Genomic DNA, 12,456 nt, shown 5'->3' on the forward strand with positions numbered 1-12,456 from the left:
GTCAGGTCCCCTTTTTCAGGGCCCGCATGTTCACCGAGTCGATCGCGCAGCGGGACCAGTCCAGCTCACCGCGAGCGCCGAGCTCGTCGAGGACCAGACGGTGGAGCTTGGCCCACACCCGTGCCTTGCTCCACTCGGAAAAGCGCCGGTGGGCTGTCGCCCCCGACGGCCCGAACGACGCTGCGGGCAGCTGCTGCCAGGTACAGCCCGACGTGGCCACGAACAAGATCGCGGCGAGCACTTCCCGGTCACCATACCGACGCCGGCCACCACCCTGCGGCCGCGACGGCGCCTCCGGCACCACCCGCTGGAACAGCACCCACAACTCATCCGGCACCAGCCGCTCAACAATCCCCACCACGACCGAAAGACTACCCAATCCACCAAATGAGATGACGTCTTAAACGCCTTCAATACCGACCCCATACTCTCGACGGCTTCAGAGCCGGCACCGGCCTCACCCTCGACGACCCAACGTCACCTTGAAGGGCCGAGGTCAGTCCCGCCAGTGAGGGTGACGGCGAGCGGGATTCCGTGGCGGTCGACGATCAGATGATGCTTCGACCCGGGACGGGCGCGGTCAACCGGGGAAGGGCCCAAGTGATCCCCCCTTTGAGCGCCCGAACGTGCGACCCGTCCACGGCACAGTCGTCCAGGTCCAGAAGCTCGGCGCGCCGCAGTTCGCTCAGTAGAGCGGCATGCAGCCGCGGCCAGACTCCGGCCTCGGTCCAGTCACGCAGCCGGCGCCAGGCCGCCACCCCGGAACACCTGACGGTCTCCGCTGGGACGTCGGGCCAGGCGACACCGGTTCGCAGCACGTACAGGATCCCCGCGAGGGCCGCCCGGTCAGGAACACGCAGCCTCCCTGGGTAGCGGTGACGGCGCTTCTATCTGTCGGACCACCCACCGTTCGACCTGATCGAGGAGGAGCTCGGGCACGTGGCGAAGGCCGTCGCCGCGTCCCGTACGTGAGGGCCGGGCGCGGCGATCGCCTGGGCCCCACGCCGTCGGGTCCGCCCGGCGTGCGGGTGGTTGACGACCGACGCGCAGGCCTTCACCGACGTCATGGGCCGCCCGCGTGTTTCCCCGACGACGTGGTCGGTCGCGCACCGGACCGGGCGTGGCGGGTATGCGTAGGCGTGCTTATCCCGTGCGATCCGGGACCAGGTGGGGCTGGTGAGGGCGAGCAGTCTTGCCGCCTCCGGGAGACGCGTTGACAGAGGTTGTGGTCGCCAGCCGTTGTGGTCGACGCAGCGGGAAGTGCGCACCGTCGGCTCGGCCGGGTCCTGTCAGGCGATCGTTCCGCCGCCGTCGACGTAGACCGTCGAGCCCGTGGCGTACGGGTTGTCGGCGAGGAAGAGGACGGCCGAGGAGACGTCGGCGGGGTCGCCGACGCGGCGTACGGGCAGCCGGGCGGCGGCGGCCTCGTACATGGCGTCGCGCGCCTCGGTGTCGAGGCCGTCCCACAGGGGGGTGCGCAGCAAGCCGGGCGAGACGGCGTTCACGCGCAGGGGAGCGTACTCCAGGGCCAGACCGCGCACGAGGGCCTCCATGGCCGCGTTGATGGCGCTCTGCAGCGCGGTGGCTTTGCCCGGGCGCTGCGAGAGGTAGCCTGCGACCAGGGTCAGAGATCCCGAGGGATCGACGGACACGGAACGGGCGATGCGGTAGGCGCCCCAGAACTTGCTGTCCATGGCGGCGTAGGCGTCGGCCTGGGTGAGGGTGTCGACGCGGCCCATGGGGGTTTCGGCGGCGGACACGACGACGTGGTCGAAGGTGCCGGCTGCCGCGGCGAACTGCTCGACCTCGGTGTCGGAGCGAATGTCGAGCGCTTGGGCGCTGGACTTGCCGGCGAGCGGGGCCAGTTCGGCGAGCGCTTCCTGGAGCTTGTGCGGAGAGCGGGAGGCGATGATGGTCTCGGCGCCGCGGGCGGCGAATGCGCGGGCGGTGGCGAGGCCCACACCGGAGGTGCCGCCGACGATGAGGGCGCGCTGCCCCTCGTAGGTGTTCATGAGTGATCTGTCTCCTGTTGTGGTGGGAGGGCAGGGGCTTCGGGCGTCATGCCGCGGTCGCGGTTCCGGGTTGTTCCCCGGACCGGGTCCGGGCGTAGGAGGCCCGGTCCAGTTCGGTGATCTGTACGGAGATGTCGCAGGAGGTTTCGCGCAGGGTCCGCGCGAAGGCCCGGGTGAGGACGGCGAGGGCGGTCTCGGCGATGGCAGCCCTCGTCTGAGGGGACTTGCCGGCGAACGTGCGTACGTCGAGATTGACGAAGGACTGTTCGCGGCTGCCGTCACCGATGGCGTAGGAGTCCATGCGCACCGCGCGGCTCTTGAAGTCCTGGAGGCGGAAACCGCCGGCGACGGCGAGCGCGGTGTGGATCTCGGCGAAGACGACGGCCGCGTCGAACGGGTCGCGGGCGTTGGACGAGTACTCGAGGGCGAGGTGCGGCATTGGCGTGCCTTTCGGGAGGTGAGGGCCGTCAGCGGGCGATGGAAGCCGCCGGGGCGGGGGCGGCCGGCACGGGGGCAGCGGCCTTGCGGATACCGGTTGCGCTCAGCACGGCGGCTACGGCCAGGGCGACGACGGCTGAGGCCAGGGCGGCCCGCAGACCGGAGAGGAAGTGGCCGGAAGCGGCCTGCCCGACGAGCAGTCCCATGGCGGCGACTCCGATGAGGCCGCCGAGCTGGCGGGAGGCGTTGAGGACGCCGGAGGCGATCCCGCCGTTGGCCGGGTCGACCGCGCCGAGCATCGCGTTGGTCATGGCGGGGACGACCAGGCCGATACCGAAGCCGGCGACCAGGAACTGTACGACCAGGGCCGGGTAGGAGCCGGAGCCCACCGCGGGCAGGACGGCCAGGTAGCCGAGCGCGGCAAGGGTGTTGCCGGCGAGCAGGACGCGCCGGGCGCCGTGGCGCTTGACCAGCGGGCCGCAGGCCAAGTTGGCGGCCATGATGGCGGCGGTCATGGGAAGGAAGGCGAGGCCGGCGGTGATCGGTGAGTATTCCCACACCTGCTGGAAGAAGAGGCTGAAGACGAAGATGAGGCCGTAGAAGGCGAAGTTGAGCAGGACGCCGATGAGTGAGGTGGCACTGAACGCCTGGCGTCCGAACAGGTGGAGCGGCAGCATCGGGTCGGCGCTGCGGTGTTCGACGGTGAGGAAGGCGATCAGCGCGGCCGCGAAGACCGCCAGGCAGGTGATGACCAGGGCGGACCCCCACCCTTGGGCGTTGGCCTCGATGATGGCGGTGGTCAGGCTGCCGAGGCCGATGACGGCGAGCAGCTGGCCGGGCAGGTCGAGGGAGCGTCGGCGGGAGCGGTCACGGGCCGGAGCGGGCTGTGCGTACAGCTGGGTGAGCAGGATGCCGACAGCGGCGATGGGGAGGTTGACGTAGAAGATGGAGCGCCAGCCGAGCGAGTCCACCAGCAGTCCGCCGACGACCGGGCCGAGGGCGAGCGCGAGGCCGCCGGCGGCGGCCCAGAGGCTTACGGCGCGGGTGCGGCGGGCGGGGTCGGGGAAGTTGGTGTTCACGAGGGACAGCGAAGAGGGCACGATCATGGCCGCCCCGATGCCCTGGAGGACGCGCGCCGCGATGAGGGTGATCAGGGACGGGGCGGCGCCGCAGGCCAGTGAGGTGAGGGCGAAGATGGCGAAGCCGAGGATGAAGATGCGCTTGGGGTCGAAGCGGTCGCCCAGGGCTCCGGCGGTGAGCAGGAAGGCGGCGAAGGTGAGGGTGTAGCCGTTGATCACCCATTCCAGGCCGGAGAGGCTGCCGCCGAATTCTCCGGCGAGGGCCTTGGTGGCGACGTTGACGACGCTGACGTCGAGAATGACGACCACGAAGCCCAGGCAGGCGGCGAAGAGGGTCGGGCCCGGCCGGGCCGCGGCGGAGGGGTCATGGCGACTCATGTGCTCTGCCTTTCATTGGTGGGGGCGGGGACGAGGCTGGGTACGGGTCCGGGCGGCGGCGTACCGTGCCGGCCAGGCCGTTCCCAACGCCGGGTGTAACTGCAGGCGGCCGGGGGCCGCAGCAGATGGGGCCCTGGCAGGCATCACGGGATCGTGCCTGCACACATAGACTGTTCGCTGAAGGACGAACATCAGAGAGTGTACGCATGGCAGCGAACACTCTGCAATCGGTGCCCGGTGTGATGCGGACACCCCGACGGGACGGAGAGCCGCCATGGCGGCAGCACACGCGCAGTCCGCGCCAGAGAGCCGGCACCCGGCCGCGGCACACGACGCGGCGGCAACGAGCCACCGCGTGCCGCCGGTCCACACCGACCCTCGCGAGGTGCCCCTGGAGGCTGCCCTCCTCGCGCTGGCCGACCCGGTCCGCCGCACACTCGTACGAGAACTGGCCGGGGCCGGTGACTGGCAGCGTTCGTGCGGGAGTTTCGACGTGCCGGTAACCAAGGCGACCCTCAGCCGGCACTTCGCGGTCCTGCGGGACGCCGGGCTGCTGGAGCAGCGTGACGCCGGGGCCAAGAGACTCAACCGGCTGCGGCGGCCCGAGTTCGACGAGCGCTTTCCCGGGCTGCTCGAACTGGTGCTGGGAACGGACTAGGGTCCTCGGCGGTGGGCCGCAGCACACGCTCGTACAGCGCTGTGGCCACCGCCGACGCAACGACGGGGTCCGTGGCCGGAACACCGTAGGCCACGGAGAGCGACACCGACCCGGCGAAGGTCGCGACGTGCAGGACCAGGCCGTAGTTGGCTCCCGTACGGTTGACGACCGTACGGAATTCGGTGACCCGCGCCGCGTGCGTACCCAACGCCGGGTCGACCACCCCCACGTTCGTGATGCAGACCCCCGGGGCATCGGTCCCGGCGGCCGCCACCTCCACGGCCCGGCGGATCGCCGAGTGGTCCCGCCGAGGCGGCCGCCACCGCGCGTCCGCGTCCCGCAGCGCGGCGCCGTAGCGGCGCGCGGCCGTGGCCGGGCCGTTGGTGTCCAGTGCCACGGGTACGCCGACCACGTTGATGAAGCAACCGACGTCCGGGAGGGCGGCCGGCCCCGGGTACCGCCCGCGCAGGGAGACCGCGGTCAGGAGCCGGACCTCCGGTCGGCCCGCGACCTCGGCGTAGGCCCTGGCGAAGGCAGCGCCGAGGAACTGGTTGACCGTCACCTCGTGCGCGCGGCACCACGACTTCAGCGCCGCACTCTGCTCCGGGCAGAGCGCGAGGGGTACGAAGTCGGCCGTGCGCTCGGCCCAGGGGGCGACGGATGCGAACGGAAGGGCCGGCAGCGGCCGGATCTCCTCGGGCACCGGAGATCCGGTGGCGGCACCGGGCGCACGGTAGTCCAACCCGTCGGCGTTCGGCGGGACACGGCGTACGTCCTCGTACGGCCGGGGATGCGCTAACGCCCCCGCCGGAGTCCTGGGCGCCGGCCCGTCCAGCTGATCGAGGAGCGCGCGCAGTAGGGCCCCCGTGGAGTGCCCGTCCGAGATCGCGTGGTTGCGGGTGAAGTAGAGGTGGGTCCGGCCCGGTGCACCCTGCCCCTCCGTGGCGCCGGAGCTCGGCTCGCTGACGGCGCGCAGCCGCCACAGGGGACCGCCGGTGGGCAGGATGTCGTTCAACTCTTGGCGAAAGACGTCGTCCGGCGTGTGCGACGGGCCGAGCAGGCCGTACCCCAACTGGGCCGGCTGCAGGTTCGGTTCCTCACGGAACCACAGCCCGTCCCGACGCTCCTCGATCCGCAGCCGCAGGACCGGGACGTCCCGCACCCACCGGCTCACCGCCCGCTCCAGCGCGCCGGCGGGCAGGTCGCCACGGAGCGAGAGCAGGGTCGTGACCTGAGAGGTGCCGCGCATCAGGGCGTGGGTGTACGCGAACGACGCCTCGATGTCACTGAGCCTGCGGGGCAGACCCGCGGCGCTCACCGGCCCCACTCCTGCCCCCGGGCCCCGACGCCCGGCCGCGTCCACGCCAGGGAGTGGGACATCCGGACGCCGTGGCTGCTCACGTCGATGGTGACGCGGTCGCCGTCGGCGGCCCGGAAGCCGCCGTGGAAGCTGCTCCGGTCGGCGCCGATGTAGACGTAGTGCACGCGGCCGGGCCGGTGCAGGGCCCGGTGGGCGAAGAGACGATCCATGATCGCGGCCACGTCATAGTGGATGGCGTCGGTTCCGGTGGTGAAGGCTCCCTTCCATGCCGTGGCGCCGTTGCGCTCGATGACGACCTCGCCGGCCGCCGTGCGCGGCGGGGCCCCCAGGTGCATCCAGGGGGCAATGCCCGCGTCGCACAACTTGGCGTAGGAGAGGTGGCCGGCGTGCTGCTTGAACCGGCCGATGTCCGTGAGGTCGTTGCCGAAGGTGTATCCGGCGTAACGTGGCGCGCCGTCCTGGTCGCCGACGTACACCAGAACGACCTCCGCCTCTTCACACACGGCGACTGCGTCCGCGGGGACGGAGAGGGGCTCGCCCGGCACCTTCAGGGCGTCACCGAGACCCTTGACGAACCAGTTGGGTTGGTCCTGCGCCGAGACGTCGATCTTGATGTTGTGGGTCATCATGAAGCCGCTGACCAAGGCATCGCCGACGTGGTCGGGCAGCAGGGGTGGCCGCATGCGCACCCGGTGACGCGCGTCGGCCGGAACTTCGACCGCGGGTCGCTCCGCCAGCAGGGCGGTGAGGGCCGCGGCGCGGTCGTCCTCGTCGCGGGTCCGGGCGAAGAGGGCGGCGGGGCAATCGTCCTCGCGCAGGCGGTTCAGGCGCAGCGGCGCGTCGTCGGAGGGGACGCCCAGTCCGATGTGGCGGGCGTTGTCAAAGGTGCATTCGAAGAGCACTGTCACGGTGGGATCTCCTGTCGGAAGGCGGATGGCAGGGGCGCGAGGGGGCCGATGCCCGGGGATCAATCCATGAGGATCTCGACAAGGACCGGCTTGCGGTGCGTCTTCAGGTGGGCCACTGCTTCGCGGATGGTCGGGGCGACATCGCCGATCTTCTCGACCCGCGGCAGGGCGTGGACTCCGTACGACCGGGCCATGGAAACGAAGTCGACAGGGTGGTCGTAGAAACTGGTGGCGATGTGCGCGCGGTCGATGTCGCGGTCGCGGTGGCCGGCTATGCGCTCGGCGTGCTGAGTTGAGTTGAGGTAGAGCCGGTTGTTCATGACGACGACCAGCAGCGGCGCGTCCTGGGCGGCGAGCGTCCACAGCGCGCTCGGCGTGTAAAGGAAGTCGCCGTCCGCCTGGAGGTCGATACAGAGCGTGTCGTCCTCCCGGTGGGCAAGGGCCGCGCCAACCGAGGCGCCCAGTCCGTAGCCGAGTCCGCCACCGCCGTTGAGGCCCAGGTAGCTGCCGGGTCGCTCCAAGGGCCACAACTTCTTGACCCAGCCGTCGATGGTCAGGCTGCCGGTGTTCGTGAGGACCCATTCCTCGTCGCGGACGGCCCGGTGGATCTCGTCGAGGGCGCCGGCGACATGGATGTGCTCGCGGTTCTTGAGCTCTTGGGACTGGAGCGACCACTGCGCACGGGCGCGGGTGTGGACGGCGGCGAGGGCCTCGGTCCGCTCGGTACGGCGCTCGGTGAAAGCCTCCGTGGCGAAGGGTCCTGCCGGATCTTCGGCCAGGGAGCGCAGGGCGGCGATCGAGGCACCCGTGTCGGCGGCGATCGACCGGTCGACAGGCACGAACTGCTGGTAGTCGGCCGCCCACTTGCTGGTGAGGAGTTCGTTGAATCCGATCGTGACGACCTCGGCGCCGTTGGCAGGCATGCCCTGGTCCGTGAGGGGCAGGAAGGCGCCGAGTGCTCCGACGAGGTCCTGGACTTCCAGGGCGATCACCAGATCGGCGTCCGCGAGCACCTCTGTGCCCGTGTGACTGACGTTGAGCGGGTGGGTGTTGGGGAAGTTCAGACGATTGCCCCGGTCGACCACGGCCAGGCCCAGTGCCTCGGCGAGGGCGACGAGCGGGGCCACCGTCCGGGGGTCGCGCCCGGAGAAGTCGACGACGAGTACGGGCATGCGGGAAGCGAGCAATCGTTCGGAGAGGTAACCCAGCGTCTCCTGGTCGAGCGGGGGCAGCCGAGTGGGTTCGGTCGCACCCGCGGGGAGGAGACGTACCCCTTCCTGCAGGGGCTCCTCTTGGGTGTCGAAGTCGAGGGCGACGAACACCGGTGCATGCATCGGTGTGTTCATCAGCTTGAAGGCCCGGGTGAGGGACTCCACCGTGGCGCGCTGGCCGATGGGCTGATCACACCACTTCACATAGTCCTTGACGACGGACTCGATGTTCTGCGAGGTGTGGATCCAGTCGATCCAGGGACGCCGCTTTCCCGCGTCGACAGGGCCGTTGCCACCGAGGACGAAGAGCGGCACCCGGTCGCACCAGGCGTTGAAGACGGCCATGGAGGCGTGCAGCAGCCCGACATTGGCGTGGACGAAAACGCCCATGTGGCGTCCGCTCGCCTTGTGGTAGCCGTGGGCGATCGCCACCGCGATCTCCTCGTGGCATGCCATCACGATGTCTGGTGCGATGCCCGCGTTTTCGGCGTGGACGAGCGAGTCGTGGACCCCGCGGAACGAGGCTCCGGGGTTGAAGACGACGGTGTCGATGTCCTGCTGGTGCAGGAACTCCACGATCAGGTCGGAGAAGTATGTGGTCGTCATGCGTGTTCCTCACTGCGTTCGGTACCGGGAGCGGCGCCCTCGTCTGTCGCGGGGTGCCAGAGCGGGTCGCCCTCGATGCGGCGCGCCACCGCCCAGCGGTCGGCGTGGTCGTTGAGGTCGAGCCCGAAGCCGTGCCCGGCCGGAGGTGAGATGGTGTTCGTCACCCGACACACGGCGGGACGCGGCGAGACGATCATCTCGGGGAAGAACCGGTCGGACTGGCCGGCTTCCACGGTCAGGGCGTCGCAGTGACGGAACGCGAGCGCCCGTCCGGCATTGACGAGTGGGCCCACTTCGGCGACTTGAACGCCGATCTGGAAGCCGAGGCCCTGCGCGCGGGCGAAGGCCGCGAGCCGTGCGGCGGCGACCGGGCCACCGTTCTTGGCCACCCGGATGTTGAACGCGTCGCAGGAACCGTGGGCGACGGCTGCTCGCGCGTCGTCGAGGGTGCAGACGGATTCGTCCAACATGATCGGGAGGCCGACGTCCGCGCGCAAGCGGCCGAGGTCTTCCCAGGCGCCCTTGGGCAGGGGCTCCTCGACGAGTGTGGCTCCGGCGTCCCGGAGGGCCCGCAGGTGCCGGGGGGCCTCGTCCGCGCTCCAGCTCATGTTGGCGTCCACCATGATCGGGACGGTGTCCGCGAGCTGTGCGCGGATCCGCGCCACCGTGCGGACGTCCTGCGCCATGTCACGCGATGCCTTGATCTTGACGAAGTGGAACGGCCCGCGGGTGGCGAGGAACTCGTCGGTGTCGAGGCTGAGATCGAGAACCTGGGAGACCGGCAGGGACCCGGGACGTTCGGCCTCCGCGTCCCGCGGGCCACCGGGCACCAGGTCCACGCCGGGCAGCGCGAGCCGCTTGCCGAGCAGATCGAGCAGCGCGGTCTCCAGCAGACACAGCAGGTTGTTCCCGCCGCGCAGGCCGAACGTGTCGGCGACCCCTTCGCGCAGGAGCCGGTCGAGAAGGTCGGCCGGATCCGTACGTCGCAAGGTGGCGGCGACGTCCTCAAGGGGCAGGCCCTGCAACTCGGCCGAGACGGAGTCCGTGGTCTCACCGGTGACGTACGGTCGCGGAGCGCATTCTCCTATGCCCCGCAGGCCGTCGACTTCCAGGCGCAGGACGAGGCTGTCGGAGGCCGACCGCTGCCGCGCGGGGTGGTCGAAGGCGACCGTCATGGGCAGCCGGACCCGGTACAGGTCCGCCGATGAATGCTCAGGCATTGCGGTCGAGCCCCTGCAGCAGGGTGAAGGCGGAGGCCCAGTCCACCAGGCGGGCGCGGACATCGGTGTAGAAGAGGTAATGCTTGTCGGTGGCGAACTGGATGAGGGCTCCGTCACTGGCGGTCATCCGCAGGAAGGTGCGCTGCGCGTCGTCGAGGTCCACGATGGGGTCGCTGATGCCGGAGACGAAGGCCGCCGGGACCGATGGCAGTGTGCGCTGCGGGACCGTGTACATGCGCTCCAGCTGGAGCAGGGTCGCCCGCGAGCGGCGGGTCAGCAGCCGGACCGCGAGGTCGTCGTTGTCGATGAAGTGCCGGTGGCGCGCCTCGTCGGTGAAGTCCGCGGATCTCAGGCCCGCGTCCCACAGCTCGGTGCTGGTGTCGGCGGCGAGTCGCTGCCGCTCCTCCTCACTGTGGGTGGCGTGCAGCTTGCCGAGCCAGGACGAGCAGAAGACGGCCGCTTCGTAGCGGGTGATGAAGCCGGGGTGGTGCATGAGGGCGGCCATGAAGGACCCGCCCAGGCAGTGGCCGAAGAGCGAGAGCGGTACCTCGTCGCCGATCAGGGTGCGTACGTGCTCGAGGGCGACCGTGTAGTCGCCGAGGACGGTCTGTGCGTCGGGAAGTTCGTGCCGGGGGCCGCCGCTGATGCCACTGCCGCGCCGGTCCAGTACGAAGAAGGCGATGTCGTTGTCGGCGAACTGGGGTCCGACCTCCCACAGCCAACCGGCGTGCGACTGCAGGCCGTGGAAGTAGAACACGGCACCCTTGACGTCCCCGCGCGGCCGCCACAGGTGGAGGGCGAGATCCGTACCGTCGACCGGCAATCCGATGATCTCCCGGCGGATGTTCTGCGGCGGCCTCTTGGTGTCGATCATCTGTGTCTGACTCCCCTTCAACGTCGGGCGACTGCATCGACGAAGTCGATGTCGCGCTGGAACGGCTTGTACTTGTACTGAGTGGCGTTCCCGGCTTGGCGGCGGCTTTCGATGTACGCGGAGATGGCGTCGCGCGGGACGCTGACCACCTCCAGTGGCGCGAGCCGTCCGCTGTCCCGCTTGGACGCGTACTCGATGTTGATCTCGTGCAGGGCGCTGTCGACGGCCGTGGACAGCGCGCTGTCGAGGCCGGCGGAAGGTTCCGGTACCTCGGCGACGACGACATAGCCGGGCGGAGTGCCCCAGCGCGGGCCACACATGTAGAGCCCCGTAACCAACCCGCTGGTGGCCAGGCCCCGTGTGATGGCCTCGGTGACCTGGGCCTCGGTGATCTTCTCGCCGGTGAAGGAGTGGAAGATTCCGTCGCGGTGTACGAAGTGCACCCACGGCGTGCCGTCGACAACCCGGTCCACGTGGTAGACGTCCCCGGTCCACAGCCGGTAGAGGCCGTTGCCCTGCGACATGATCAGGTGGTAGTCGCGGCCCTGCTCGACCTCGTGGACCAGCAGGGTCTCGATCCGTTCTCCCGAGTCGACCAGCTCGCCCAGTGGCACCTCGGCCGGCACGAACTCGAAGAACGCCTGGCCGACCGCCAACGGCTGGCTGTGGAGCGAGTCGTCGACGGGGATGGTGGTGACGCCCTCGGTGCCGCAGCTCATGAACGGCAATTTGGCGACGCCGGGGAACACCGCGTCGAGTTTGGCCGCGTACAGTCCGGCCGAGGCCGAAAGCCAGCATGTGTAGAGGGTCAGGGAGGGCCAGAGGTCTTTCAGCGTGAAGTCCGCTGTGGCCAGGACCCGTTCCAGGTGCGCGGCCGCCTGCTCGTCGGGTGCCGAGTGCGGTCGGCCTTCGAGGGTGCCCTCGCGCAGGTCGCGGACGAGCGCCGGGCCGTGCGCCGCCACGAGGTCGCGCATGGAGATGAGGGTGCTGGGGTTGATGGAAGAGATGTAGTGCAGGTCCTTGCCCACGAGGTGGCGCAGTCGGTGGTACATGCGGCCCTCGTGGCCGGTCGGCACGTCGGGGCCGAACCAGGGGGACTCGAACCACGGGGGGTTCCAATCACGGCTGTTGATCTGGGGGTGGCGGTTACTGACGGCCTGGTGCCCGATGCCGTGCACGAAGTCGAAGACGTCCTCGCGGACGGTCTGGGTGTCGAGGGTGGCGTACGGGTGGGCCAGGAGTTCGGGGTGGTGCTCCAGGTACGTGCCCCACATGGCCTTCATCGCGGGGATGCGGTAGGTGAGAAGCCAGTGGAGGGTGTAGGGAACGCGCTTGGGCACGCCGGTGGTGCCGCTGGTCTTGAGCCAGCGCATGACCGGGCTGCAGGTCAAAGTGCCGCCCTTGGTGCGGGTCTCGCGCTCGATCTCGGGGACGAAGTCCTCGTAGCGCATGATCGGCAGGACCGAGCGGAACCGGTCGTGGTCCGAGACGACGGCGTCATAGCCGTGTTCGCGCCAGTGGAGGGATCCGGCACTCATGTCGATGACATCGGCCAGTACGCGGCGCTGGGCGGTCTGCGGGTCCTTGAGGTCCAGCAGCAGTTCCTGACGGGCCTGCCGGCACTCCTGTATGAACGGTTCGCGGCGCTCCTGCCAGTGCTTCTGCCAATGGGGTGTGTCCACAACTGCTCCCGGAGGGGTCTGGATCCGAAGCCGAGCGGCCCGGAAACGGTTCGAACGTCATGGGACGGG

Annotated in this window: 10 protein-coding genes and 2 pseudogenes; 1 reads left to right on the forward strand and 11 read right to left on the reverse strand. The window is 69.9% G+C overall.

What is annotated here, in order from left to right; all coding sequences use genetic code 11:
• Positions 1-13: 13 nt before the first annotated feature.
• The 5 genes and pseudogenes from ABZ934_RS30620 to ABZ934_RS30640 all read right to left on the reverse strand — a co-directional run.
• Positions 14-379 (reverse strand): annotated as a pseudogene (locus ABZ934_RS30620) (transposase); the annotation flags it as partial.
• A gap of 122 nt (positions 380-501) precedes the next feature.
• Positions 502-884 (reverse strand): annotated as a pseudogene (locus ABZ934_RS30625) (transposase); the annotation flags it as partial.
• Between the two features lie 405 nt (positions 885-1,289).
• On the reverse strand, positions 1,290-2,012 hold the full coding sequence (locus ABZ934_RS30630; protein ID WP_361319332.1) for an SDR family oxidoreductase: 723 nt from the start codon (positions 2,010-2,012) through the stop codon (positions 1,290-1,292).
• Between the two features lie 46 nt (positions 2,013-2,058).
• Complete coding sequence (locus ABZ934_RS30635) at positions 2,059-2,451, reverse strand: hypothetical protein (protein WP_361319334.1); 393 nt, start codon at positions 2,449-2,451, stop codon at positions 2,059-2,061.
• 28 nt (positions 2,452-2,479) lie between these two features.
• On the reverse strand, positions 2,480-3,907 hold the full coding sequence (locus tag ABZ934_RS30640) for an MFS transporter (RefSeq protein ID WP_361319336.1): 1,428 nt from the start codon (positions 3,905-3,907) through the stop codon (positions 2,480-2,482).
• 274 nt (positions 3,908-4,181) lie between these two features.
• Here ABZ934_RS30640 and ABZ934_RS30645 point away from each other — a divergent pair, with 274 nt between their 5' ends.
• On the forward strand, positions 4,182-4,565 hold the full coding sequence (locus tag ABZ934_RS30645; protein ID WP_136215311.1) for a helix-turn-helix domain-containing protein: 384 nt from the start codon (positions 4,182-4,184) through the stop codon (positions 4,563-4,565).
• Here the strand turns inward: ABZ934_RS30645 and ABZ934_RS30650 are convergent.
• From ABZ934_RS30650 to ABZ934_RS30675, 6 genes are read right to left on the reverse strand one after another with little or no spacing between them, the layout of a single operon-like run.
• Entirely contained in the window at positions 4,492-5,883 is a 1,392-nt protein-coding gene (locus tag ABZ934_RS30650; protein ID WP_361319338.1) for a hypothetical protein, read from the reverse strand. The two genes, ABZ934_RS30645 and ABZ934_RS30650, sit on opposite strands and share 74 nt — an antisense overlap.
• Entirely contained in the window at positions 5,880-6,794 is a 915-nt protein-coding gene (locus tag ABZ934_RS30655; RefSeq protein ID WP_361319340.1) for an FAH family protein, read from the reverse strand. The genes ABZ934_RS30650 and ABZ934_RS30655 overlap by 4 nt, the downstream gene beginning before the upstream one ends.
• Positions 6,795-6,853: 59 nt before the next feature.
• Complete coding sequence (locus ABZ934_RS30660; RefSeq protein WP_361319342.1) at positions 6,854-8,611, reverse strand: thiamine pyrophosphate-dependent enzyme; 1,758 nt, start codon at positions 8,609-8,611, stop codon at positions 6,854-6,856.
• Positions 8,608-9,831: an enolase C-terminal domain-like protein gene (locus ABZ934_RS30665; RefSeq protein WP_361319344.1), complete on the reverse strand. Its 1,224-nt coding sequence runs from the start codon at positions 9,829-9,831 to the stop codon at positions 8,608-8,610. The genes ABZ934_RS30660 and ABZ934_RS30665 overlap by 4 nt, the downstream gene beginning before the upstream one ends.
• Positions 9,824-10,705 (reverse strand): alpha/beta hydrolase, encoded by an 882-nt coding sequence (locus ABZ934_RS30670; protein ID WP_361319346.1) that lies wholly within the window; start codon positions 10,703-10,705, stop codon positions 9,824-9,826. The genes ABZ934_RS30665 and ABZ934_RS30670 overlap by 8 nt, the downstream gene beginning before the upstream one ends.
• A gap of 17 nt (positions 10,706-10,722) precedes the next feature.
• Positions 10,723-12,387, reverse strand: coding sequence for a GH3 auxin-responsive promoter family protein (locus ABZ934_RS30675; protein ID WP_361319348.1), 1,665 nt, complete (start codon positions 12,385-12,387; stop codon positions 10,723-10,725).
• Between the last annotated feature and the right edge of the window lie 69 nt (positions 12,388-12,456).

It is taken from the genome of Streptomyces sp. NPDC046557, assembly GCF_040645975.1.
Classification (GTDB): domain Bacteria; phylum Actinomycetota; class Actinomycetes; order Streptomycetales; family Streptomycetaceae; genus Streptomyces.